Source organism: Bradyrhizobium sp. SZCCHNS3016 (genome assembly GCF_032484535.1).
Taxonomy (GTDB): Bacteria; Pseudomonadota; Alphaproteobacteria; order Rhizobiales; family Xanthobacteraceae; genus Bradyrhizobium.
The window spans coordinates 57099-79300 of the sequence record NZ_JAUETE010000001.1 but is presented as its reverse complement, the minus strand read 5'-3'; the positions used below and the strand labels follow the sequence as shown (position 1 = coordinate 79300).

Sequence of the window (22202 nt, the reverse complement as noted above, 5' to 3'; positions counted from 1 at the left end):
GCGTCCTCATCACGCTTCCCCGATGATCCGGGGCACGATCAATTCTCAGCGACTGTGAACTGGATCACAGACCAGCGCAGCGGAATGGAGGACGCCAACTCCAGCACGTTGCGCCGACCCGGCGGCCTGTCCCGCACCAGGCCGCCGGGTCATTCGACCGAAGGAGTTGCAACATGGATTTTTTGAATCATCTCGTCGCCGCCAGGCTGAAGAAGACGGCAAAGGGTTTTGAACGCATCGGCGCACACGGTGCAGCGCGGCGGCTGCCGGCTCCGACCCGTGCAAAGGCGACGAGCAGACCGGCGCTCGGTCTCGTCGTCGACAATTCGGCGGAGAGCGAACCGGTGCCGGCGCTTGCCTGCCCGGACGATCAAGGCTGCAGCGCCGGATTGTAGGGCCGCAGGCCCCCAACACGTCCCCGGGCGTGAACCCGGCCGGACCAGGCCAGGCGCCGACAGTGGACGATCTCAACACGCACTGCCGCAGCGCGGCCGACGCCGCACCTAGCGCCAAAATGGCATCATCTCACGATCAAAACTCGCGCTTGCCACGGCTGGGAACAGCCGATAGCTTTTTTGAACCTTTCAAAGCGCGACGGATCATCGAGCATGTTTTCACGGCGGACCAGCCCCACGGGTGTGAAGGTGTCGAACGGAACGGGTCGGGCGACGCCACGCGCGGCCCTCACCGTGTCGAAGACGGTGCTGGTGGCTGCGGCAGCCGTGCTGAGCCTCGCCGCGGCGGCGCAGGCGCGCGATCTCACGGTGGTGTCGTGGGGCGGCAACTATCAGGACGCGCAGCGCAAGATCTACTTCCAGCCGTTCGCCGCCAAGCTCGGCGCCACCGTGCTCGACGAGAGCTGGGACGGCGGCTATGGCGTGCTGCAGGCCAAGGTGAAGGCCGGGGTGCCGAACTGGGATGCGGTGCAGGTCGAGGCCGAGGAGCTCGAGCTCGGCTGCAGCGACGGCATCTATGAGAAGATCGACTGGAGCAAGATCGGCGACAAGAAAGGCTTCATCCCGGCCGGCGTGAGCGATTGCGGCGTCGGCGCCATCGTCTGGTCGACGGGCATGTCCTATGACGGCGACAAGATCAAGGACGCGCCGAAGACCTGGGCGGACTTCTGGGACACGGCGAAGTTTCCGGGCAAGCGCGGCCTGCGCAAGGGCGCCAAATACACGCTCGAATTCGCGCTGATGGCCGACGGCGTGCCAGCCAGCGACGTCTACAAGGTGCTGAAGACCAAGGAGGGCGTCGACCGCGCCTTCAAGAAGCTCGACGCGCTCAAGGCCGACATCGTGTGGTGGGAGGCCGGCGCGCAGCCGCTGCAGCTCCTGTCGTCCGGCCAGGTCGCGATGACCTCGGTCTATAACGGCCGCATCAGCGCCATCAACCGCACCGAGGGCAAGCATTTCGGCTTCGTGTTTCCGGGCAGCATCTACGCGGTCGACAGCTGGGTGGTCCTGAAGGGCTCGCCGAACAAGGACGCCGCGATGAACTTCATCGCGTTTGCGAGCCAGGCGGAGAACCAGGCCAAGCTGCCCGAATACATCGCCTACGGCCTGCCGAACATCGCCGCCGCCAAGCTGGTGCCGGAAAAGTTCGCCGCCGAGCTGCCGACGACCCCCGACAATCTCAAGCAGGCGATCGCGCTCGACGTCGGCTTCTGGACCGACAATTCGGAGGAGCTGTCGAAGCGCTTCAACGCCTGGCTGGCGCGCTGAGGCTCGCCGCTTCAGCAAACCGGGCGCGCGATGATCGTCGTCGCGACGCGCGCCTGCCCTCCTCGTGCATGAGTCCCGGCGAGGTCCGCGCCGAAAGCCTCCGTCATGGATACCCCCTTCATCTCGTTCCGGCAGGTGGTCAAGCGCTTCGCTGCGCTGACCGTGGTCGACGATCTCGATCTCGATATCGCCCGCGGTGAGTTCGTCGCCCTGCTCGGTCCCTCCGGCTCCGGCAAGACCACGCTCTTGATGATGCTCGCCGGCTTCGAGCAGCCGACCAGCGGCACGATCGAGGTCGGCGGCGCCAGGGTCGATGGGCTGCCGCCGCACAAGCGCAACATGGGCGTCGTGTTCCAGAACTACGCTCTGTTCCCGCATATGAGCGTGCGCGACAACATCGCCTTTCCGCTCAAGATGCGCGGCACGTCCAAGCCCGAGATCGCGCAGCGCGTCGCCCGCGTGCTCGACATGGTCAAGCTGTCGACCATGGCCGAGCGCAAGCCGGCGCAGCTGTCCGGCGGCCAGCAGCAGCGCGTCGCGCTTGCCCGCGCCCTGGTGTTCGAGCCGCAGGTGGTGCTGATGGACGAGCCGCTCGGCGCGCTCGACAAGAAGCTGCGCGAGCAGATGCAGCTCGACATCCGCGACCTGCACCGCCGGCTCGGCCTCACCATCGTGTTCGTCACCCACGATCAGGACGAGGCGCTGACGATGTCGGACCGTATCGCCGTGTTCAACCACGGCAGGATCGAGCAGATCGGCACGCCGCGCGAGATCTATGAGCTGCCGCGCACGCCCTTCGTCGCCGAGTTCATCGGCGAGACCAACCTGCTGGCGTGCAAGGTCGACGAGCACGCGGGCGAGGCGGTGCGGCTGACGACGGACTCGGGCCTCGCGCTGGCGGCGCATGCCGGCGCCGGCCGCATTGATGGCGGCAGGGTGCAGGTCTCGATCCGTCCCGAGGCCATCCGGATCAACGATCATGCAGCGGCGACCGCGAACCGCCTGACCGCGCGCATCCTGGATGCGGTGTATTTCGGCGATCACATGCGTCTGGTCGCCACGGTCGGCGCGCAGCGGCTGATCATCAAGGGCGATCGTGCCGGTCAGGCTGCGGAGGTCGGCAGCGAGGTCGCGCTGTCGTTCGCGGCGTCGGATGTCTGGGTGGTGGGATCATGCGACCAGACCTCCGCCAACGGTTGACGGCATTTCTTCTGCTGGCGCCGCTTCTGGCGTTCATGCTGTCGTTCTTCGTCGTGCCGCTGGTGACGATGATGAAGTCGGCGGTATCGGATCCGGTCGCGACCGAGTCCCTGCCCCGCACCCACAAGGCGCTGGCGCGCTGGGACCGCATAAGCGTGCCTCCTGCAACCGCACAGGCCGCGTTCGTCGACGACATCCGCAAGCTGGCCAATGACGAGCAGTTCGGCGATCTCGTTCGCCGCCTGAACAGCGCGCAGTCTGGCTTCCGCAGCCTGCTCGGCAAGACCCGCCGCGCGCTCGACGGCGCCGGCGCGGTCGAGCTCGCCGCGATCGACTCGCGCTGGAGCGAGACCTCCTATTGGACGACCATCGCCGAGGCCGTGGCCTCGCCCTGGACCGACAAGAACCTGCTCGCCGCCGTCGACCTCGAGCGCAACGCCGCCGGCAATATCGCTGCGATGCCGGAGGGCGCCTCGGCCAACCGCCTGATCATGATCCGGACCTTCGTGACCTCGGCGCTGGTGACGCTGGCCTGCATCCTCATCGGCCTGCCGTTCGCGATGGTAGCCGCCTCGGTCGACGGCTGGCGCCGGCAGATCCTGCTCGGCGCGGTGCTGCTGCCGCTGTGGACCTCGCTCCTGGTACGCACCGCGGCCTGGTATGTCGTGCTGCAGGACAACGGCCTGATCAACGCCACCTTGAAGGGGCTCGGCCTGACGTCAGCGCCGGTCCCGCTGATGTTCAACCGGCTCGGCGTCGTCATCGCGATGACGCATGTGCTGCTGCCGTTCATGGTGCTGCCGATCTTCAGCGTGCTGATCGCGATTCCGCGCAACCTGATGCCGGCGGCGGCCTCGCTCGGCGCGCATCCGCTGCGCGCCTTCGTCCACGTGCTGCTGCCGCTGGCGATGCGCGGCGTCGTCTCCGGCGCGCTGCTCGTGTTCATGGCCGCGCTGGGCTACTACATCACGCCCGCTTTGATCGGCGGCGCCAACGACCAGATGATCAGCTCGGTGATCGCCTACTACGCCACGGGGGCGGCGAACTGGGGCATGGCCGGCGCGCTCGGTCTCGTCCTGCTGGCGATGACGATCCTGCTCTATGCCGTCTACATCCGGCTGACCTCGGCCGAGGAGCAGCGCGCATGAAATGGCTTCCGCTCATCAAGCTGCTGTTCGCGATCGCCGTCGTCGTGTTCCTGCTCGGGCCGTTGATCGCGGTGCTGCCGTTGTCGCTCACCGACAGCGTATTCCTGAACTACCCCATTCCCGGCTATTCGACGCGCTGGTTTCGCGAGCTGGTCACCGCCGAATCCTGGCGGCTGTCCATCGTCAACAGCCTGCTGATCGGCTCGGGGACCACAGCCCTTGCAACGTTGCTCGGCACGCTCGCCGCGCTCGGCCTGCGCGGCAGGCGCGCCTCGCTGCTGATCTCGACCTTGCGCACCGTGTTCCTGCTGCCGATGGTCGTGCCGGCGGTCGTGCTCGGCGTCGGCATGCAGCTGATGTTTTCGCGCTACGGGCTCACCAACACCTATCTCGGCGTCATCATCGCGCACACCGTCGTCGCCGTGCCGTTCGTGCTGGTCAACGTCTCCTCAGCCTTGCAGGGCGTCGATATCCAGCTCGAGCGGGCCGCCGCGAGCCTCGGCGCCTCGCCCGCCATGGTGCTGCGCTCGGTGACCTTTCCCATCGCGCTGCCCGGCATCATCTCCGGCGCATTGTTCGCTTTCGCGACGTCGCTGGACGAGGTGGTGCTGACGCTGTTCGTCGCCGGCCCCAATCAGCGCACCCTGGCGCGGCAGATGTTCGCCACCATCCGCGAGAACATCAGCCCGGCGATCGTCTCGGCGGCGGCCGTGTTCATCGTCGGCACGATCGCGCTGTCGCTGGCGATGCTCGCGATCCGGCGGCGGATGTCGTGAAGGCCCGACGCGCACGCCTGCCCGTCGAGTTACTCGTCATGCCCGGGCTTGACCTGGGCATCCACGCCCTTTCCTCCACGCATGAAGACGCGGATGGCTGGGACGGTCCCGGCCATGACGTCGTGGAGAGAGCCGGGCTACAACCCTGATCGTCAAGTCAGATCGCCCTACCCCGCCTTCACGTATTTCCGCCAATTGTGCGCTTCCTTGAACCCGAGCACCTCGCGCGTCTTGCGGTTCGACATCGGCGCCTCATGGTCGCCGAGCTCACGGGTGATCGGGACGTTGGGACAGTAGCGGCGCAGCAGCTCGCGCGTCGGGATATCAGCCGTCACCGTGTCGTTGACGGCGTTGAAGACCTGGAAGCCGAGCCCGTCCTTCTGGATCGCCAGGTGCACGATCTCGCCGAGGTCGCGGGCGTCGATATAGGACCACGCATTGCGCTTGCGCGACGGGGGATCGGCGAGAAAGCCGGGAAACCTGTCGTATTCATGCGGCTCGATGACGTTGCCGATGCGCAAGCAATAGATGTCGATGCCGTAGCGCATTGCAAACGCGCGCGCCGTCTTTTCGTTCACGACCTTGGACAGCCCGTAGGAATCCATCGGGTCGGTGTCGTAGTCCTCCTCGAGCGGAAAGCTCCTGAAGTCCTTGTCGCCCTCCGCGAAGCAGACACCGTAGGTGGTCTCGCTGGAGGCGATGATGATCTTGCGCACGCCGAGCTTCGCCGCGGCCTCGATGACGTTGTAGGTGCTGATCGTGTTCACGCGAAAGGTCTCATTGTCGGGCTCGATCAGCACCCGCGGGATCGCGGCGAAATGCACCACCGCATCCGGCGCCCGTGGCGGCCGCCCGGCGTTGAAGCCGCCGAAGCCATGATGCGTGGTCAGCGCGTTGAAGGCCTGGCCGCTGTCCGTCAGATCCGCGATCAGGGTGTTGATCCCGGGCTGATCGAACGGCTTGAGGTCGACGTTGAGGAGCTCGTAGCCCTTGTCCTGCAGATGCGGCAGTACATGCCTGCCCGCCTTGCCTGTTCCCCCGGTGAACACCACGCGTTTGGCTGTCATTATTCTGTCCTCGTGAATGCGTCGGTTCTAGCAGTTTCCACCGCGCCCGCTCCATAGGAACCTCCAACCGGCCGCGGCCCGCTGTCCCTCGACGTCGAACCGTGTTGCCGCGCCGCATGGGCTGAGGAACGCGCCGGCCGGCAGGCAATCCATTTCAAGCTGCTCCTTGTAGATGAAACATTCCAAGCACGATGCCAACAATCCGAATTCGGCCAATGTCCCGACAGGCCAAACCCAAGCAACTCATTCGCGTCTGATCCATCACGGCGCTGGCGACAGCGGCCGCTGAGAATCTTTCTCACCATCAGTAGCCAAGTTCCTGCACTCGTGATAGGTAACTAATTGCCGTTACGTAGATGCACTGGGCGGCTGGTCCGTCCCGGAAAGGAGTTGTCATGCGATTGTCGTCTCGTGTCGTCGCGCCGTCATTCGTTGCAGTATTGGCGACGATCCTGCTATGCGGCCCGGCCGTCTCGCAACCCGCAAAAGGCTCGGCCTCCACGCTTCCCGACGTCACGGTCGATGCGCCAAAGCAGGTGGCGAAGCCATCTCGGCCGCAACACGCGGCCAGCACGGCGACGTCCCGCCGGTCACGGCCAGCCGCTCAGACCGCATCGCCGACCACCCAATCGACGTCGGCCGCGCGGGATTCGGTGGAAGCGAAGCTCGCCAAGCTGGAGAGAGCCGCGAGCAGTTGCAACGGCGGCTGCGAGACGAGCTTCAAATCCGGCAAAGCGCCTTGGGTCGGCTGCGCCCTGTCGGGCCAGGAATTCTCGCATTTCGATACGACCTGCAGCGACACGCTCAGATACAAGCACTACGCGGACTGCGCGGAGACCAAGGCATTCCTCGGCTGGGATCGAAACAAGGTCTGGCTGCATTGTAGCAGCCTGCTGGCCGGGGGCAAGTTTCAGGTCGCCGAACTCAAGCGATCGCGGCGCGCCCGCTAGCGTCCGCCCCAGCTGAACCGAGGGCACAGACGTCGGCCTGCGCATGCCCAGGTCGACACGTCGTGACCTCCGTCGTCTTCCTTACGCGGCCTCGGCATGTTCGTCTCGGCGCGCGATCCTGACGAACGCGCCCTGCTTACGTCAACCGCGAGCCGGCGCGCGGGCATGCACCGTATCCGACTGCGAACTGACTGAAACATATTCGCCAGCCGCCATGGACATGGCGCCGGCAACCAGCCGGGCGATCCCGGTCAAGAGAACATCGCTTTGCGAGACGGCTGCCGACGCTACTCCCAGGATAAGACTTGCAGTTGATATGATCCCATCTGGTCGTCCATACGAGCCGAAACCGCTCGGAGCCGTGCCCAACCGCTGATAGCGGGAGTCCGTCTAAGCCTCGATCAGACCGCGCTCGTAGCAGGCTTCATTGTAGGGAAACACTACGGCCGGATCCGGCCGGTGGAGCCGACGGTGCTTGCCTGGATAGTTCAGCCGCCACAGCATATCGCGAATAATATTGAGGCGCGCATGTTCCTTGTCACCGGCCCTGACCAAGGTCCAGGGCGAGGTGACGGTGTGCGTCCGCTCCAGCATCTTGTCTCGTGCTGCGGAATAGGCCTTCCAATACTTCTGCGCCTTGGCATCGATGGAGCTCAGCTTCCATTGCTTTAGTGGATCCCTTTGGCGGTCGGCGAGCCGTCGCTTCTGCTCTTGTTTCGAAATATCAAGGTAGTACTTGAGCAGCGTGATACCCGAACGCTCGATCATTGCCTCGAATGCCGGCACGGTCTCGAGGAATTCCTCGGTTTCCTCCTTGGTGCAGAAGCCCATGACGCGCTCAACTCCGGCCCGGTTATACCAACTGCGATTGAACAGCACGATCTCTCCTGCCGCGGGCAAGTGCGAAACGTGACGCTGGAAGTACCATGAACACTGTTCCCGATTGCTTGGCGGCCCTAGCGCTACGACGCGGGTATCACGCGGGCTTAGATGTTCGACGATCGACTTGATCGTGCCATCCTTGCCGGCGGCGTCGCGACCTTCGACGATGACGAGGATGCGCTGACCGCGCTCAATCACGCAGCGCTGCAGCTTCACGAGCTCGATCTGCAGCCGGATCAGCAGCCTGTGATAGCTATGGTGGCTCAAATGTTGCGGAAGCGGTGGCCGGTTCTTCATGGTGTGTTCCTCCTGGCCGCCCCAGCCATCCAAGGTGGGCGCACCGACGCGACGTCCACTCATTTACAGCCTCCAACCAGTGGTCGTCTCACAGCTGTCGGATCACGAGGCATCGCGAAACCGATGTTGTGCTGGGACTTCGACACCCGTCAACATGGCCGCATGGATGAATAGCAGCGTTCTTGCCCGATGCCTCGACCGCAAATCCGTCCGGGTTTCGGTCAAATGGATCGACATTTGCATGGGCTCGTCAACTCGGCCACACTTCGGATAGGGAGACTACCCTCAGAGGCTGCCCCCGATTGGAGCTTACGTTGATTGCGCTGAAGGTTCTTCACACGACGACTTACCGATTCAACGAACCCGTGCGCCTCTTGCCGCACCGCTTGATGCTGCGTCCGCGCGAAAGCCGCGAGCTTCGTTTGATTTCGAGCAACGTCACGGTGACGCCGCATGCGGCCTTGACCTGGGCGCACGATGTGTTTGGCAATGCAATCGCGACGGCCACGTTTCAGATGACAGCCTCCAACCTGGTGATCGCCAGCGCCGCCGAGCTTCAGCTCGACGCGGTTGCGTGGCCGGTGTTCGATATCGCTGTCTCGGCCATGTCTTACCCCTTCCGTTATTCTGATGACGATTGGACCGATCTCGGCGCCCTCGCTCTCCCCCAGTTCTCGGACACGGCAGGGGTCCTGCGAAATTGGGCTCAAATGTTCGTTCGAGGAAGTCGGACTGACACGCTATCACTGCTAAAGGACCTTAGCGTCGGCGTTTCCGAAGCGATCCGATATCAGAGCCGTGAGGATGAGGGCACCCAGACGCCGGTCGAAACCCTAAATCGTGGCTGGGGGTCGTGCCGGGATTTCGCGGTGTTATTCACCGAGGCAGCGCGCATGCTCGGGTTCGGAGCCAGGATCGTCTCCGGCTACCTCTACAATCCAGAACAACGCAGCGTCGGATCGAGCGGTGCGGGATCAACCCATGCGTGGGCGGAAGTCTTCGTACCGGGAGCCGGCTGGATCACTTTCGACCCGACGAATCGAAGCCTGGGCGGTCTCAATCTGATCCCCGTCGCGGTCGCGCGCGACATCCGACAGACGATTCCGGTGTCCGGCAGCTTCGTCGGCAGCACCGGCGCCTTCGCCGGGATGTCGGTGGAGGTCTTTGTCACGTCTTAGATCGACGTTCGGCGTATTGCTGGTCGGCTACAGCCAATTGATCCCCGCCAACGGCAACAGCCGTTGAAGGATGGCCGCCAGGCAGATCAGCGCTACCAGCAATTTGAGAAGGCCTGCCAAGCGAGATTCGTTCACGAACCTGTCGATTGCCCAGAAGCAAAGCGCTCCGACGACGCAAATGATCAAGATCCCAATGATGAGTGAAAGCATGAAAGCCCCTGTGCTATCGCACCAGCGACGCGCGTGCGCCACGACGGATGAAACGAAAGATCGGCCCCTCGCTCGTACGCGGAGGCGCGAATGTCTCCAATGAGACAAAATCAAGTTTGTCCAATCGATGCACGCTGACGTTGCGCTAGATCAATTCATACAGGCCTTCTCGGATCATTATTGTTTTTGAGACACCGGATGCGGGTAGCTGCGCTACCCGGAAACGAACTTGGAGATGCTCCTATGAACAAGTCGTCCAAAGCCGTGCTGGCTGCGCTCGTCATCGCCACCACGCCGCTTCTCGTTGCACCTGTCATCGCCGCTCCGGTAACCTCCCCGCTGATGCTGCGCAGCGCCGTGGCGCCATCGGTCGAGACCGTGCGATATCGCCATGGCTGGCACGGCGGCTATGGCGGTGCGGGTATCGGAATTGGCGCAGGCATCGCTGGCGCGCTGATCGGCGGAGCAATTATTGGGGCAACGCAACCCTACGGGTACTACGGCTACGGTCCCGGGCCGGTCTACGTCGCTCCGGCTCCCTATGTGGGCGACGCGGTCAGCTATTGTGCGCAACGCTTCAGGTCTTATGATCCGTATTCCGGCACGTATCTCGGTTACGACGGCTTGCGACATCCGTGCCCGTGAGAGTAACCGGAGTCTCCGCCTGTCTGTTGTGATCAAGCCTGTCATCTATTCAGATCAACCGCTCGAAATAGAACAAATCCGCTACAGCTGGACGCCTCATTGGCGGGCTCCGTTCATCCTTGTCCACTCACGAAAATGAGTGGACATTATTGGACTCCGTGCTCCCCTTCAGAGGCTGCTCCAGTCTCGTCGAGCGCTGTTCTTCTGAAACAAGAGCCTCCTCGTCCGGCGTGACGGAGGTCGACTACTGACGCTATCGTGGCCGCTACTACCGCGCTTCCGGAGTCCGCAATCGGTTCTGGGATTCCTGGCGCCGAAGCTGGAGTCGCCACCTAAGGACCCGGCTATTTTGCGCTGGGCTACTACGCACCAAGCCAATACGGTTGTCCCTACCGCTATCGCCGCCGCCACGTGCCATACTGAGGGCCCGATTAATCCAAGATATATAGAAGAGACGCGGTAGCGCTTATCTGCGTTTCGGAACGTCACGGCTAGACATGCGCCGCGCAGCGCGCCCGAGCTCGTTGTTGTCATTAGGTCAACTCCGTTGACGCGTTCTCCTTTATCGTCATGCCGGCCTTTCCGCCTCGAAATTACCCCGCGGCTTTGCGCTACATCAAAGCCGTCGTGACCGCGAGGAGCAGGCTGTTTTTCTCCTTCTTCAACCTGCGGAGAAACCAGATGAGCCTTCCGAGATTGTGGACTACCAGCCAGGAGCCTGCATTCGACCCATTCAGGGCCATGCGGCGTGAAATGGAGAACGCGCTTCGCGTTTTCGATCAGGGTTTGCCTTCTCCCAGCATCGGTGCCGGGGCGCCAGCAGTCAGTGTGGCGGAAACCAAGGATGCTTTCGAAGTGACCGCCGAACTTCCCGGCGTGGACGACAAAGATATCAAGGTCAGCCTGGACGGCAACCAGCTGGTTATCTCCGGCGAGAAGAAGGCGGAGAGCACGAAGGACGAAAAGGACTGGCACGTCGAGGAGCGCAGCTACGGCTCATTCTATCGATCGATGTCTCTCCCATTCGAGCCGGAAGAGGGAGCCGTCGAAGCTCACTTCGACAAAGGCGTGCTGCATCTCGCCATCAAGAAGCCGGCCAAGGCGGTGAAGACCACCAAGACAATCGATATCAAGGCAGGTGCTCCACCGAGCGCAAGCCCCGCACCGAACAAGGCTGCCGCACCTGGCAAGGCCGCCTAGTTCTGCTCGGCAGAAAGCCGGAGACCAGACCGAGGCAATCCGGTCGCGGTCTCCGGATTTTGTCATTCGCCTTCTCCGGTGCCGCGATGAGACTTCGTAGCTTGATCGGCTTCTTGGTCTCAGCGAGCCTCCGTCACGCTTCTGCGACAGAATGAGAGCTCCGATGAAGAAGTCAGTTCGCTCAATTGAGGAGTCTGAGCAGAAGGTGCCACGTGCCGACCGGCCGCCGTCGGAAGGATTTGTGGTCATTGTCGACGGGCACTTCAAGTCGGCGTTTGAGACGGCCGAAGCGGCCGAAGCATCAGGTCGTAAACTGAAGTCGACCTATCCGATGCTCAAAATCGAAATCTATGACGCCGCTACAAGGGTCAGAACCTTGTTGACCCAAGACACATAGCTATCGCATCGTCCTCGTCGGGAGCGGACAATGGCCTTCCTAAAAAGGGAACTGTATCGCCAGGTAAAAGGCCCCGATATCACACGCGAGGATCGCTGTTTCCTTGTCTTCGATACAGACACCAAGAACTTGTATGTCGAGCGAGAGGTGGCGCGTTTGGAGACTGGCATTGGGGGCACGATCGAATACCAAACGGCGACAATGGATATCTCGGACTATCTGACGCAGGGCGGTCAAACAGCTGGTCACCGCGAACTTTGGCGTTTGCTGAGAGCGCTCTTCAACGAGGACCGCGACGGTGCCGGCCCCTCGCGTGAGGTCTAACTTCGCCGCACCTTTTCACCGCCATCATCTGATGAACTCCGCACCCCAAGCCGACTGATCCGGCGCCGCGCGCACGACGACCTGCGGCGACGTCATGTTGGGCTTTGCTTCTCTTTTACAATTTGCGCCAACAGTCTGCGCACTCGCTCATCGTGAAATGTCATTCCGAAAAGGGCCAGAACGACCTGGCCAGGCGGAAGTTCCTCGTCGCCCTTTGCCTGCCGAATGAACATTTCCATCTCGCCATTTTCACGAACAACGATAGCCGCGTCGTTGGCACGGAGTTCAATGCGAGTCGGCCGTTTCAGCCCGAACATTCTCAACTCCTGTTTGCGCTTTCCGGCAGATGGCAATCTGCGGCCCATGGATGGAATACCATAGAAGCCGATCTCGCGGCTAGACGATTGCGCCCTCGAGTCTTCTTCGGGCCGCCATATGCCTACTTCAACCCGCTGCCGCCCGCCCCGCAGCCTAGTAGAGGGAACGGGAATCGCGTTCGTCTGCTGCTCTTGGACACCCGCCACCTGGACTGCAGCCTAGGTCTCGTTTGCGTCCGTTGATTTGCATCAAAATGACGTAGTGACGGCCTCGTAAGCTTCAACTGGTCAACTCCCGGCACAACAAGAGCGAAGCGCACCAATCAGGATTCCCGGACAATGTCTCGCAATATGCTCTATCTCGTCATCGGCGCACTCGCCGTCGTCGCGGTGACATTAGGCTATCAAGTCTACCGGGATCGACAGAAGACCGCTGGCGTCGAAATCAGCATCGGCGAGCGCGGCATTTCAATAGAAAAGAAGTAGCATAGCTCTTTCCCTGCCGGCGACGGCCTGTGCCGGAAGCTTGAAGATTGCGTACTCAACTCGGACGACCAGGAGACCCAATATCCACAAGGCCCATCAAAAGGAGTCGGGCAATGTCGATCGGACTTATCCTCATCATCCTTCTCGTCATCTTCCTGCTTGGTGGCTTCAGCGGCCGCTTTGGCGGCTACGGCTACGGTTACGGCCACGGCGGGATTGGTGTCATCGGCCTCATCCTGATCGTCCTCGTCGTGTTGCTACTTTTGGGTCGGATCTGATTCTGCCGGTGCCGGCTGCGTTGGCCGGCGCCCTCCAAAGGATCCCGTGACGCGGCGGGACATTTTCTATGTAACACTCACCATTTCTCGGCCTGAAGGGAAGTCTCTGAGGCCGCGCCCAGACGACGTTGGCTAGTATTCCACCGGCCCCCCAATGAGCACCGCAGCCTTGGCCGGCACCGGGCCGTATACCTTGATCCCAATCAACAATTCGGCCTAGCCGTAGCCTATGGTGGCAATGACCATCATTCCAGGCCCGGAGCCAAAGCGAGATGAACACGCAGCTCGGCACTGGTGCTGCGGCCGAAAGCAGGGAAGCTCTGCCCTATGTGCCGCGTCCATCGACTGGACGCCCGGTCAGCGAGCCGGCCGTACAGCCACGATTTGCGACGAGGCGCTGGGTTCTCGTTGGGATCGCGGCACTGCTTCTTGCTGCATCCCTGGGCATCTGGTGGTCGTTCAGCGGCGACGCGTCGGTCCGATATGAGACGTCGCCTGTTGCGATCGGGGACGTCGCGCGCGACGTAAATGCCACGGGGTCGGTCAATCCGGAATTGACGATCATTGTCGGGACCTATGTCTCCGGCGTGATCCAGGAATTGAGTTGCGACTACAACACGCAGGTCAAACGCGGACAAAGCTGCGCCAAGATCGATCCCCGCCCCTATCAGAGCATCGTCGATCAGGCGAAAGCCAGTCTCGCCATCGCGAAAGCGCAGCTGGAAAAGGACAAGGCATCGCTCACCTATGCCAAGGCCAACCTGGAACGCCTCGCCACGCTCGTCAAGACAAGCGCCGTGTCGGAGGACGCCTACGACAATGCGAAAAACGTGTACGATCAGGCTCTGGCGCAAATTACGTTTGACGGGGCCACCATCCAGCAGCGCGAAGCCGTGCTCGCCGCGGCACAGGTCAATCTCGACTATACCAACATCATCTCGCCGGTCGATGGCACGGTCGTTTCGCGCGCCGTCACCATGGGACAAACTGTGGCGGCGAGTTTCCAGACTCCCACCTTGTTTCTGATCGCGACCGACCTCACCAGGATGCAGGTGGACGCCAATGTCAGCGAGAGCGACATCGGCGGCATCAAGAATGGCGACAAGGCGACGTTCACGGTCGACGCATATCCGAAACGTCTGTTCGAGGGAAGGGTGACCCAGGTCCGCCAGTCCCCGCAAACCGTGCAGAACGTCATCACTTACGATGTCGTCGTCAGCGTCAACAACCCTGATCTGGCGCTCAAGCCGGGCCTGACGGCGGCGACAAGGATCATCATCGATCGACGCAGCGGCGTGCTCCGAGTTCCGAACCGGGCGTTGCGTTATGTCCCGACCGGGACCGCCCTTGGCGACACGAAACAAGCGCGCGTTTGGGTGCTGCGGGACGGATCGCCGGTGCCGGTTCAGGTCATGGCGGGGCTCGACGACGACGAGTTTACGGAGATCGTGCAAGGCGACCTGAAGATCGACGACCGGGTGATCGTCGCGGAGCAACGGAATTCAGCGAGAGCACGTTCCAGCGTGCCGCGGCCCCGCCTCTGATCGCATCAGCCACAACGATTGAGGGCACATGGCGGAGCCGGTTATCAGGATTGAGGAAGTGTCGCGGACATATCATGTCGGCGACATCGACGTTCGCGCGCTTTCGGACGTCAGCCTGATCGTCGAACATGGCGAGTTCATCGCCATCATGGGCGCGTCCGGATCGGGCAAGTCGACGCTGATGTCGATCCTCGGTTGCCTCGATCGGCCTACCGCCGGTCATTACTGGTTCGACGGCATCGACGTCGCGCGGCTTGCGGAGCCGGATCTCGCCGGCCTTCGCAGCGAGCGGCTTGGGTTCGTATTCCAGAGCTTCAATCTGTTGCCGCGCACCAGCGCCATCGACAACGTCGCCTTGCCGCTTCTGTACGCGATGTCCGGCCAGAGCCACGCGAGCGCGCGCTTCGAGCGGGCCCGGGCGGTTCTGGACAAGCTTGGACTGCGGGACCGGGAGCGCAACACGCCGGGCCAGTTGTCGGGCGGGCAGCAGCAGCGGGTGGCAATCGCGCGGGCCCTGATCAATCAGCCGAGCCTGCTGTTGGCGGATGAGCCGACCGGCAATCTCGATACCCGCAACTCCAACGAGATCATGCAGACACTCAGCTCGCTCAATCGCGAACAGGGCGTCACCATCATCGTGGTGACCCACGAGCCGGATGTCGCGGCCTTTGCCGATCGCGTGCTGACCATGCGCGACGGCCAGATCATCACGGATGTGAAGAAGACAAAGCCCGCCAAGGCGCCGCAACCGGCGAGCGGGACGGCGGACAAATTGGTCCAGCCCAGGGGACGGTCGACCTACGTCGCAATGTCGGTCGCATCATGGCCCTTTGCCTGGATGGTGATGACGGCGGCCGCCGAGGCGATCTGGCGCAACAAGATGCGTTCAGCGCTGACAATGCTTGGAGTCTTCATCGGCGTCGCCGCATTGATTGTCATGGTGTCCGTCGGCCAGGGAGCGAACGAGGCAGTCCGAAAGGAGATCGCAAGGCTCGGGACCAACCTCGTGGTCATTCTGCCGGGCGCCGCCACAAGCGGGGGCGCTCGGGGGGGCTCCGGAAGCGCTTCGACGCTGACCGTTGCCGACGTCCGGGCGATCCGGCAGGAGGCACCCGCCGCCGGGGCGGTGAGCTACCTCATCCGCCAGCCGGGGCTGATCCGCTTTGCGAACCAGAACTGGACCACCGGCATTCAGGGCGTAAGCGCCAATTATCCTCCGATGACGAACTGGCAGATCGCCGCAGGGCGGGCGATCACTCCGGAGGACGAGCGAAGCTCGGCGCTGGTCGCGGTCCTTGGCGAGACCGTGCGCCGGCAACTCTTCGGCACCTCTCAGAATCCGATCGGGGCGACGGTGCAGGCCAAGGGTGTGTCGTTGCGGGTGGTCGGAATTCTCGAAACCAAGGGACAGACATCTTTTGGGCAGGACCAGGACGATCTGATCATGGTTCCGTTCACCACCGCCGAGCGCAAGATTATCGGCGTTGCCGCCCCAAGCCAGCAGCAAACGGCGATCAACTGGATTTATCCGACGCCGCCGAATCCGTATGGGCTTCAACCGCGCATGACCGGGTATGTGAATCAGATTTACGTGCAGGCGGTGGATCAGGCCGGCATCCAGGCGGCGATCGATCAGGCTACTGAAATCCTGGCGCGGCGTCACCGCATCCGCCCAGGCACCATCAACGATTTTTCCGTGCGCAACCTCAGTCAGATTGCGCAGACCGCGGAGGGAAGCAGCCGCATCATGGCGCTCCTCTTGGCCGCGGTGGCGTCCATCTCGCTTGTGGTCGGCGGCATCGGCATCATGAACATCCTGCTCGTCTCGGTGACGGAGCGAACGCGGGAGATCGGACTACGGATGGCGATTGGTGCGCGGAGATTGCACGTCCTGCTACAATTTCTTGCCGAGGCGATCTTCATCAGCGTCAGCGGCGGCATCGTGGGAATTGTCATCGGCGCGGCGCTGTCCGTCGCCATCTCCATCCTCACAGGCTGGCCGGCGCCGATATCCCTGGCCGCGATTGCCGGCGGGTTCCTGTTCTCGGCAGCCGTTGGCATATTCTTCGGCTACTACCCCGCGCGAAAGGCCGCTCGGCTCGATCCCATCGAAGCGCTGCGCTACGAGTAAGCAATACGTTGGCCAGACGGCCCGGCGTTGACGCTAGCTCGAAAGCAGGAGGGCCCGCTCGATCTCCTTGGCCACGGTGACGCCGTCCTTGGTGATCCGGGGCGAGCGCTAGGCCAAGGGTCCGGTCAAGATCAGCCGGGTGGCGCGAACGTCGTCGGACGCCGATTCATCAAACTTGAGCACGCCACCCATCGCGCAGGGCTTTTGCGTTGTTCTCGACGTGCGGCCGCTTCCTGTGCAGCCATTCAACGGTGCTTGCCGATCGAGTGGCTCGTCACTCGTGAGGCGCGTCGGCATCAATGCGCTGCGCGTCAGCCAAATCGACCGGGCTGATGGAAATCATCTCCATCGTTGAATTGCGCGGCGGCGCCGCCGGCACCATGATCATAGTTGCAACCCGGCGAAACGACGCAAATGACAACCCCTCGATCATCTCCTCGTCGGTGATGACCTCGTAGGCACCCGGAGGCAGGAGGCGGTCGATGCCCTTGATCCGGAAGGGATGCTTGAAAGTGACCGTTTCACATCGCGAGCGCGTGGTCATGATCGGCTATCCTTCCCCGACCCGAGAGCGTCGTGTGACATCTTTTTGATGGCTGGCCAATTCGCGAGACGGTACTTCTGCGCCTGCAAACTCGTTGGGAAAGCGTATGCAAAACGCACTGCCGACGCGCATTCCCATTCGCGATCTCAAAGGATACTTTCTGGGGTCCCTCGTTAATCTCTTGTTCGGTGGGCTTGGGAAACTTGCGCATCCTAACTCCTTCACGAAATTTCGAAAGACTTCGCTCGTATGGACTGAACGAACCAGGCCAGGACGCAGAAGCCTAGTCGACGGAAGCCGCCGCCCCATCAGCAACGCCGTCAAGTTTCGCCAGGCGCTTCGGTCGCGGGCCCGAACTCGCCGTGTTCCGGACCGCCTCGGTCAGCATCTCACGGAGCTCAGCCTTCGTCTTATGCGGTTGCCGAGTGCTCGACTTTTGCCATTTTGCCATCCACCTAATATGGGGATGCCCGCGCAAAATGCCACTTTTTGGTTCCAGGCATGGGTCTTCGGCGGCGACGAGAGACGGAACGCCCAGGAGCTCATACGCACGATCGACGATGTATCCAGAGATATCGTCTGCGAACATGACGCGGGCTTCAGCGAGCAGTTGTCCACGAGTGGACATGTTAGCTCGATTCATGTCCACCCGATGGGGCAACTTGAAATGAACCTGCCGCGCGGACAACTCGGTCTGATGACCTGCCAATCGGCGTCCAAAATTGCCCCCTGACCGGCGTCCAATTTTGACCGCCTCCGGCCGCGTGTTCTGGCGATAGCGCTCGCGGGGGCGGAGCTGGTCGGGGTTGCGGAAACGCCGCGAGCGCGGGATGGGACGCGATCGTCGTCGCGGCTCTTGAAGCGCCAGATGGCTCGCTGCTCCGTGGCGAGATGGCGCGGCCCTGCTCGCCATGCGGCTCACGCCGATGTCGAGCCTCGCCGACCTGGCGTACTGGCACGCCGAGAAGAACAACGAGCTACCGACCCGCGAGCTGATGTGGGCCTGCCGGGGTCGATGGTCGCGGCGGTCCACATGGCCAGGATGACCGAGGAGTCGCGCTGGCGCCGCCTGTTCGAGGTGCAGGCGGCACGGCTGTTGTCCGGGCTGGAGGACACCCCGCGCCCGCTCTGGACCCATGATCTGTATGGCGCCAAGGACCGCTTTCTCGGACCCGTGCATGGCTTTGCCGGCAACGTCATCCCGCTGTTGCTCGGATGGGATTGGCTGACGCCGGCTCAGCAGGCTGATGTGGCCGCGTTCGTGCCGAAGGCGCTCGACGCGCTGCTCCTGGACGGCGGACGCTTCACCTGGGCCGCCGGGCCGCTGACCAAGCGCTCGAACCTCTGCCATGGCACCGGCGGTCTGGCTCGACCGCGCGCGCCAGTTCGCCTGGGATTGCATCGCGGGCGACGCGCGGTTTCCCACCATCGATGTGGTCTGACGTCAGCGGTCTGCTGAGACGGCTTCCAGTCATCCGCACGCAGGGCAAAGCGCCGATGTCGGCCTGGGTGACTCGACGGGGAGCGACGGACGACGACAAGCGATATTTACGCCGAGGATGGTCGGTGCTCGCGAAACGCAGTCGCGAGGGTTCTAAGCGCTTCGCGGGATTTGGCGTCGGAGAGTGTCGAGAGAAGAATGATTTCGGACGAGGGAAGCGAGGGCAGTCCGAACCGCCGGCTAACCTCGACCGTACCGGCCGGCGCGAGCCGGCAAGAGAATACGGCGGTGGCCAAGCCGGCCGAGACTGCGTCGGACACGACGGAGGAACCGCCGCCGAGGAAAACCTCCGTCCAGGCTATTCCCGCAGCGTCGAGCGCGCGGGTGGCGATGTCACGGACTCCGCAGGACGGCGACAACGCGGCCAAACGCAGCGGCTCGCCTGCTCGATGTACGAAGTCCGGAGATGCAAACCAGCCGAAGTGTTCCGGCGCAAGCACCTCGCCGTCGCGCCGGTCGTCCTCCCTGCGGATAATCGCAGCATCGATTTCGCCACGGTCGAAAGCGTCCAGCAGGTTGCGCGAATTGTCGAGCCGCACCTCGATGGTGAGCGCCGGGTCGTGTGCGTTCAACCGCGCCAGCAGTGTCGGAATCTCCGATCCCGCCACATGGCTGGCAATGCCGAGCGCAAACCGGCGACGAGTCGAGGATAGCCCCGCGACGGCGCGGTCATGGGCGGCAAGGAGGTCGCGCGCCGATTCAAGGAACACCGCGCCCTGCGCCGACAGCCGGACCAACCGCGGCGTCCGTTCGATCAGTTTCTGGCCGAGCCGGTCTTCAAGCCGTTTCAGCTTTACACTGATCGCGCCTTGGGTGGTGCCAAGCACCTCCGCCGCCCGTGTGAAGCTCTGCTGATCGGCGATCGTCACGAAGGCCTGGACGGCATCCACGTCCAGTATGGTCATCCCATCTATCCAAATTTGCTGTCTTTGAAATATCCAACCATCCAGTTCTGGAATGGTCAAGTCCCGGCTATGTTGCGTCACACCGCAACACGCGAACCGAGTTGCGCCTCCTCTCATCACCGCTGGATTTCACCATTGCCGACCACAACGTCGGAAGGCCGAATCATGACCCCTGCACTGACACGCCGAAGTACAATCGCCTTGGCCGCCGCCTGCCTCTCGTCCCTCATGTTCGGCCTGGAGATTTCGAGCATCCCCGCAATCCTGCCGACGCTGGAGCAGGTGCTGCGCGCCGATTTCAAGCAACTCCAATGGATCATGAACGCCTATACGATCGCGGTGACGACCGTTCTGATGGCGACCGGGACGCTGGCCGACCGCTATGGGCGCAAGCGCATCTTCATGGTCTCTATCGCCGCGTTCGGCATGACGTCGCTTGTCTGCGGCGTGACCGAGAACGTCTCGGTGCTGATCGGCACCCGATTTCTCCAGGGCCTCAGCGGCGGCGCGATGCTGATCTGTCAGATCGCCATCCTTTCTCATCAATTCCAGGAAGGACGGCAGCGCGCCATCGCCTTCGGCTGGTGGGGGATCATCTTCGGCATTGGTCTCGGCTTCGGTCCGATCATCGGCGGCGCGATCGTCGCGGTCTCGAGCTGGGAGTGGGTGTTCTTCGTCCATGTCGCGTTTGCGATCCTGACACTGATGCTCACCCTCAGCGGCGTTCAGGAATCGAAGGACTCTGAGGCCGGCAGTCTCGACGTTGCGGGCATCATCACACTGTCGTTGTCGGTCTTCTGTCTCGCTTTCTTCATCACGCAGGGACCGGATCTTGGCTTCACCAGCCCGACCGCCCTGGGAGTCATTGGCGTTGCGATCGCGAGCTTCATCGCTTTCATCATCGCCGAAAAGTTCAGCCCGCGACCGATGTTCGACTTCTCGGTATTCCGCATCCGCGCTTTTTCCGGCGCAATCATCGGCTCGGCCGCGATGAACTTCAGCTTCTGGCCCTTCATGATCTATTTGCCGATCTGGTTTCAGGCGGGCCTCGGCTACGACAGTGTCTCTGCTGGTCTCGCATTGCTTGCCTACACCCTTCCGACGCTCGCCGTGCCGCCGCTGGCGGAGCGGCTTTCGCTACGCTATCAGCCCGGTTTCGTCATTCCCGTTGGCCTGTTCATGATCGGTCTGGGCTTCATTCTGATGAAATTTGGTAGCGCCGCCGCGCAGGCAAGCTGGCTGACGATGCTGCCCGGGTCGCTGTTCGCCGGGATCGGCCTCGGCCTGACCAACACCCCTGTTACCAATACGACAACGGGTGCGGTTTCGAGCGATCGTGCCGGTATGGCGTCTGGCATCGACATGAGCGCCCGGATGATCTCACTGGCGATCAATATCGCGGTGATGGGTTTCATCTTGATCAGCGGCGTGCTGGCACACCTCAAAAATGCGCTGCCGGATTCATTGGACGCCGCGCATCTGCGCTTCTTCGCCGAGAGGATCGCCGCAGGAAGTCTTGTTTCCGTTCCAGAGCTGTCGGAGTCGCTCGTCCATCAGGCGCTTGTCCAAGGCTTTGGATGGGTGATGCTTTACGGTGGGGTTGGCGTTTGGGGGCTCGCTCTCGTCAGCCTGCTTGCTTTTCGGCCTCAGGACCATCGATCGATGAAGTCGCCGATGGTTTGAAGGCAGCGCGGTGAATGGTCCGTTCGGCCGTCGGCCAGTCTCTTCGAACTCACGACCCGCCGGCGAAAGATCGAGTGGCCCGGCCCGCCGGGCAAATCGCTGCCGCGCAAGCAGCCTGCACGAGGCGCGATGTGCCGGCTCATCCCCGCGGGCTCGAGGTCGATTGCGGCCCCAACCGCATGCGCCGAAAAACTCATTTCGCGCGCCGGTTCAAACACATCGCCCTCGCCGGCCATTCGAGCAAGAAGATTTCTGTTTCTTTTTTCCAGAAATCGTGCTTTCCTCTCGTCCGTCCCGTCTCACAAGAGGGGCGCTTCGCGGTCGTCACGAACGTCGAGGCGGGATGCGGTGGGCGTGTCGATGTTGCAGCGTGGCTGAGCCGCGCCGACGAACGACGTTGATGCGCACGGTCAAGTCGCGTGGTCCTGGCATCCCGATGCTGATGTCCAGCGCAACGTGCGCAAGCACGTTGTGCGATACGGTGGCCAGAAAGCCCGGCGCACCGGGGAGATCGCGAAGCAGCCGTCAAAACCATCGCGCGGGGAATGCCGGGTGTTCTCGGCTGAACCTGTGGTGACTGCCGCCTGCTTTTTTTCTGCAGGCGGGCCATGGGTGCGGCCAGCGCCCGGCATTCCCCGTGCCCTCTTCGACGAAGAGGGGGGTCGATCAGAACAGCTCGGACGCAAAGCGCGCCGCGAGACAGCGAAGCCATGTCTGAAAATCCAGACCGCAGCATCCACCGACACAGCCGTCCGACGATCAGCAGGCCGCCGATGAAGCGCAAGAGCGGCACCGCGAAGCGCCCGGGCATCCCA

General features: G+C 62.7%; 24 protein-coding genes and 1 pseudogene. 19 read left to right on the top strand and 6 right to left on the bottom strand.

Translation table 11 applies throughout. The features are described 5' to 3' along the window. Positions 1 to 173 precede the first annotated feature (173 nt). The 5 genes from QW881_RS00375 (at position 174) to QW881_RS00355 (ending at position 4848) form a co-directional block, all read left to right on the top strand. The gene (locus tag QW881_RS00375; protein WP_315759361.1) at positions 174 to 395 is read left to right on the top strand and encodes a hypothetical protein; all 222 of its coding nucleotides are present in this window, start codon (positions 174 to 176) and stop codon (positions 393 to 395) included. 213 nt (positions 396 to 608) lie between these two features. Then, positions 609 to 1724: an ABC transporter substrate-binding protein gene (locus tag QW881_RS00370; protein WP_315759362.1), complete on the top strand. Its 1116-nt coding sequence runs from the start codon at positions 609 to 611 to the stop codon at positions 1722 to 1724. A gap of 105 nt (positions 1725 to 1829) precedes the next feature. Then, a complete protein-coding gene (locus tag QW881_RS00365; RefSeq protein WP_315759363.1) occupies positions 1830 to 2924 on the top strand; it encodes an ABC transporter ATP-binding protein in 1095 nt (364 codons plus the stop codon). Between the two features lie 35 nt (positions 2925 to 2959). Beyond that, entirely contained in the window at positions 2960 to 4072 is a 1113-nt protein-coding gene (locus tag QW881_RS00360) for an ABC transporter permease (protein WP_315759397.1), read from the top strand. Continuing rightward, on the top strand, positions 4069 to 4848 hold the full coding sequence (locus QW881_RS00355) for an ABC transporter permease (RefSeq protein WP_315736497.1): 780 nt from the start codon (positions 4069 to 4071) through the stop codon (positions 4846 to 4848). Before QW881_RS00360 ends, QW881_RS00355 begins: the two co-directional genes overlap by 4 nt. A gap of 167 nt (positions 4849 to 5015) precedes the next feature. Here the strand turns inward: QW881_RS00355 and QW881_RS00350 are convergent, their stop codons facing one another. Beyond that, on the bottom strand, positions 5016 to 5915 hold the full coding sequence (locus QW881_RS00350; protein WP_315759364.1) for an NAD(P)-dependent oxidoreductase: 900 nt from the start codon (positions 5913 to 5915) through the stop codon (positions 5016 to 5018). A gap of 653 nt (positions 5916 to 6568) precedes the next feature. On the opposite strand from QW881_RS00350, the gene QW881_RS00345 reads away from it, so the two are divergent. Continuing rightward, a complete protein-coding gene (locus QW881_RS00345; protein WP_316158115.1) occupies positions 6569 to 6865 on the top strand; it encodes a hypothetical protein in 297 nt (98 codons plus the stop codon). Between the two features lie 162 nt (positions 6866 to 7027). Here QW881_RS00345 and QW881_RS00340 read toward each other — a convergent pair. Continuing rightward, a pseudogene (locus QW881_RS00340) lies at positions 7028 to 7234 on the bottom strand (VIT1/CCC1 transporter family protein); the annotation flags it as partial. A 21-nt stretch (positions 7235 to 7255) separates the two neighbouring features. Then, positions 7256 to 8107 (bottom strand): polyphosphate kinase 2, encoded by an 852-nt coding sequence (gene ppk2, locus QW881_RS00335; protein ID WP_315759366.1) that lies wholly within the window; start codon positions 8105 to 8107, stop codon positions 7256 to 7258. A gap of 251 nt (positions 8108 to 8358) precedes the next feature. Between ppk2 and QW881_RS00330 the strand changes: the two genes are divergently transcribed. From QW881_RS00330 to QW881_RS00310, 5 genes are all read left to right on the top strand, one after another. Continuing rightward, on the top strand, positions 8359 to 9222 hold the full coding sequence (locus tag QW881_RS00330) for a transglutaminase family protein (protein ID WP_315759367.1): 864 nt from the start codon (positions 8359 to 8361) through the stop codon (positions 9220 to 9222). A 453-nt stretch (positions 9223 to 9675) separates the two neighbouring features. Then, positions 9676 to 10077, top strand: coding sequence for a BA14K family protein (locus tag QW881_RS00325; RefSeq protein ID WP_315759369.1), 402 nt, complete (start codon positions 9676 to 9678; stop codon positions 10075 to 10077). A 681-nt stretch (positions 10078 to 10758) separates the two neighbouring features. After that, positions 10759 to 11277: an Hsp20/alpha crystallin family protein gene (locus QW881_RS00320; RefSeq protein ID WP_315759370.1), complete on the top strand. Its 519-nt coding sequence runs from the start codon at positions 10759 to 10761 to the stop codon at positions 11275 to 11277. 163 nt (positions 11278 to 11440) lie between these two features. After that, a complete protein-coding gene (locus tag QW881_RS00315; RefSeq protein ID WP_315736493.1) occupies positions 11441 to 11674 on the top strand; it encodes a hypothetical protein in 234 nt (77 codons plus the stop codon). A 30-nt stretch (positions 11675 to 11704) separates the two neighbouring features. Continuing rightward, positions 11705 to 11998 carry a hypothetical protein gene (locus QW881_RS00310; RefSeq protein WP_315736492.1) on the top strand — a complete coding sequence of 98 codons (294 nt, stop codon included), beginning with the start codon at positions 11705 to 11707 and terminating at the stop codon, positions 11996 to 11998. A 92-nt stretch (positions 11999 to 12090) separates the two neighbouring features. On the opposite strand, the gene QW881_RS00305 is transcribed toward QW881_RS00310, so the two are convergent. Next, positions 12091 to 12315 carry a hypothetical protein gene (locus QW881_RS00305; RefSeq protein ID WP_315759371.1) on the bottom strand — a complete coding sequence of 75 codons (225 nt, stop codon included), beginning with the start codon at positions 12313 to 12315 and terminating at the stop codon, positions 12091 to 12093. A gap of 339 nt (positions 12316 to 12654) precedes the next feature. Between QW881_RS00305 and QW881_RS00300 the strand changes: the two genes are divergently transcribed. The 4 genes from QW881_RS00300 to QW881_RS00285 all read left to right on the top strand — a co-directional run bounded on the left by QW881_RS00300 (position 12655) and on the right by QW881_RS00285 (position 16754). Next, entirely contained in the window at positions 12655 to 12801 is a 147-nt protein-coding gene (locus QW881_RS00300; RefSeq protein WP_315759373.1) for a hypothetical protein, read from the top strand. A gap of 113 nt (positions 12802 to 12914) precedes the next feature. Next, positions 12915 to 13079, top strand: coding sequence for a DUF3309 family protein (locus QW881_RS00295; RefSeq protein WP_315759375.1), 165 nt, complete (start codon positions 12915 to 12917; stop codon positions 13077 to 13079). Between the two features lie 272 nt (positions 13080 to 13351). After that, positions 13352 to 14623, top strand: coding sequence for an efflux RND transporter periplasmic adaptor subunit (locus QW881_RS00290; protein WP_315759377.1), 1272 nt, complete (start codon positions 13352 to 13354; stop codon positions 14621 to 14623). Between the two features lie 28 nt (positions 14624 to 14651). After that, complete coding sequence (locus tag QW881_RS00285; RefSeq protein WP_315759378.1) at positions 14652 to 16754, top strand: ABC transporter permease; 2103 nt, start codon at positions 14652 to 14654, stop codon at positions 16752 to 16754. 274 nt (positions 16755 to 17028) lie between these two features. Here the strand turns inward: QW881_RS00285 and QW881_RS00280 are convergent, their stop codons facing one another. Then, on the bottom strand, positions 17029 to 17298 hold the full coding sequence (locus tag QW881_RS00280) for a hypothetical protein (protein WP_315759379.1): 270 nt from the start codon (positions 17296 to 17298) through the stop codon (positions 17029 to 17031). 466 nt (positions 17299 to 17764) lie between these two features. On the opposite strand from QW881_RS00280, the gene QW881_RS00275 reads away from it, so the two are divergent. Next, complete coding sequence (locus QW881_RS00275) at positions 17765 to 18031, top strand: hypothetical protein (RefSeq protein ID WP_315759381.1); 267 nt, start codon at positions 17765 to 17767, stop codon at positions 18029 to 18031. Positions 18032 to 18313: 282 nt separating this feature from the next. After that, on the top strand, positions 18314 to 18757 hold the full coding sequence (locus QW881_RS00270) for a hypothetical protein (RefSeq protein ID WP_316158116.1): 444 nt from the start codon (positions 18314 to 18316) through the stop codon (positions 18755 to 18757). 89 nt (positions 18758 to 18846) lie between these two features. Here QW881_RS00270 and QW881_RS00265 read toward each other — a convergent pair whose 3' ends face one another. Next, the gene (locus QW881_RS00265; RefSeq protein ID WP_315759384.1) at positions 18847 to 19704 is read right to left on the bottom strand and encodes a LysR family transcriptional regulator; all 858 of its coding nucleotides are present in this window, start codon (positions 19702 to 19704) and stop codon (positions 18847 to 18849) included. A 165-nt stretch (positions 19705 to 19869) separates the two neighbouring features. On the opposite strand from QW881_RS00265, the gene QW881_RS00260 reads away from it, so the two are divergent. Together QW881_RS00260 and QW881_RS00255 are read left to right on the top strand one after the other, a co-directional pair. Continuing rightward, on the top strand, positions 19870 to 21387 hold the full coding sequence (locus QW881_RS00260) for an MFS transporter (RefSeq protein WP_315759386.1): 1518 nt from the start codon (positions 19870 to 19872) through the stop codon (positions 21385 to 21387). A 14-nt stretch (positions 21388 to 21401) separates the two neighbouring features. Further along, a complete protein-coding gene (locus QW881_RS00255) occupies positions 21402 to 21788 on the top strand; it encodes a hypothetical protein (protein ID WP_315759387.1) in 387 nt (128 codons plus the stop codon). Positions 21789 to 22202 lie beyond the last annotated feature (414 nt).

What these genes read in the sequence shown, in the direction of transcription:
- QW881_RS00350 (WP_315759364.1), bottom strand. Translation starts at nt 5,915, where the DNA reads ATGACAGCCAAACGCGTGGTGTTCACCGGGGGAACAGGCAAGGCGGGC.
- QW881_RS00290 (WP_315759377.1), top strand. Translation starts at nt 13,352, where the DNA reads ATGAACACGCAGCTCGGCACTGGTGCTGCGGCCGAAAGCAGGGAAGCT.
- QW881_RS00365 (WP_315759363.1), top strand. Translation starts at nt 1,830, where the DNA reads ATGGATACCCCCTTCATCTCGTTCCGGCAGGTGGTCAAGCGCTTCGCT.
- QW881_RS00275 (WP_315759381.1), top strand. Translation starts at nt 17,765, where the DNA reads ATGCCCGCGCAAAATGCCACTTTTTGGTTCCAGGCATGGGTCTTCGGC.
- QW881_RS00325 (WP_315759369.1), top strand. Translation starts at nt 9,676, where the DNA reads ATGAACAAGTCGTCCAAAGCCGTGCTGGCTGCGCTCGTCATCGCCACC.
- QW881_RS00305 (WP_315759371.1), bottom strand. Translation starts at nt 12,315, where the DNA reads ATGTTCGGGCTGAAACGGCCGACTCGCATTGAACTCCGTGCCAACGAC.
- QW881_RS00280 (WP_315759379.1), bottom strand. Translation starts at nt 17,298, where the DNA reads ATGACCACGCGCTCGCGATGTGAAACGGTCACTTTCAAGCATCCCTTC.
- QW881_RS00360 (WP_315759397.1), top strand. Translation starts at nt 2,960, where the DNA reads ATGCTGTCGTTCTTCGTCGTGCCGCTGGTGACGATGATGAAGTCGGCG.
- QW881_RS00315 (WP_315736493.1), top strand. Translation starts at nt 11,441, where the DNA reads ATGAAGAAGTCAGTTCGCTCAATTGAGGAGTCTGAGCAGAAGGTGCCA.
- QW881_RS00310 (WP_315736492.1), top strand. Translation starts at nt 11,705, where the DNA reads ATGGCCTTCCTAAAAAGGGAACTGTATCGCCAGGTAAAAGGCCCCGAT.
- QW881_RS00320 (WP_315759370.1), top strand. Translation starts at nt 10,759, where the DNA reads ATGAGCCTTCCGAGATTGTGGACTACCAGCCAGGAGCCTGCATTCGAC.
- QW881_RS00300 (WP_315759373.1), top strand. Translation starts at nt 12,655, where the DNA reads ATGTCTCGCAATATGCTCTATCTCGTCATCGGCGCACTCGCCGTCGTC.
- QW881_RS00260 (WP_315759386.1), top strand. Translation starts at nt 19,870, where the DNA reads ATGACCCCTGCACTGACACGCCGAAGTACAATCGCCTTGGCCGCCGCC.
- QW881_RS00355 (WP_315736497.1), top strand. Translation starts at nt 4,069, where the DNA reads ATGAAATGGCTTCCGCTCATCAAGCTGCTGTTCGCGATCGCCGTCGTC.
- QW881_RS00370 (WP_315759362.1), top strand. Translation starts at nt 609, where the DNA reads ATGTTTTCACGGCGGACCAGCCCCACGGGTGTGAAGGTGTCGAACGGA.
- QW881_RS00255 (WP_315759387.1), top strand. Translation starts at nt 21,402, where the DNA reads ATGGTCCGTTCGGCCGTCGGCCAGTCTCTTCGAACTCACGACCCGCCG.
- QW881_RS00295 (WP_315759375.1), top strand. Translation starts at nt 12,915, where the DNA reads ATGTCGATCGGACTTATCCTCATCATCCTTCTCGTCATCTTCCTGCTT.
- QW881_RS00270 (WP_316158116.1), top strand. Translation starts at nt 18,314, where the DNA reads ATGGTCGCGGCGGTCCACATGGCCAGGATGACCGAGGAGTCGCGCTGG.
- QW881_RS00285 (WP_315759378.1), top strand. Translation starts at nt 14,652, where the DNA reads ATGGCGGAGCCGGTTATCAGGATTGAGGAAGTGTCGCGGACATATCAT.
- QW881_RS00265 (WP_315759384.1), bottom strand. Translation starts at nt 19,704, where the DNA reads ATGACCATACTGGACGTGGATGCCGTCCAGGCCTTCGTGACGATCGCC.
- ppk2 (WP_315759366.1), bottom strand. Translation starts at nt 8,107, where the DNA reads ATGAGTGGACGTCGCGTCGGTGCGCCCACCTTGGATGGCTGGGGCGGC.
- QW881_RS00375 (WP_315759361.1), top strand. Translation starts at nt 174, where the DNA reads ATGGATTTTTTGAATCATCTCGTCGCCGCCAGGCTGAAGAAGACGGCA.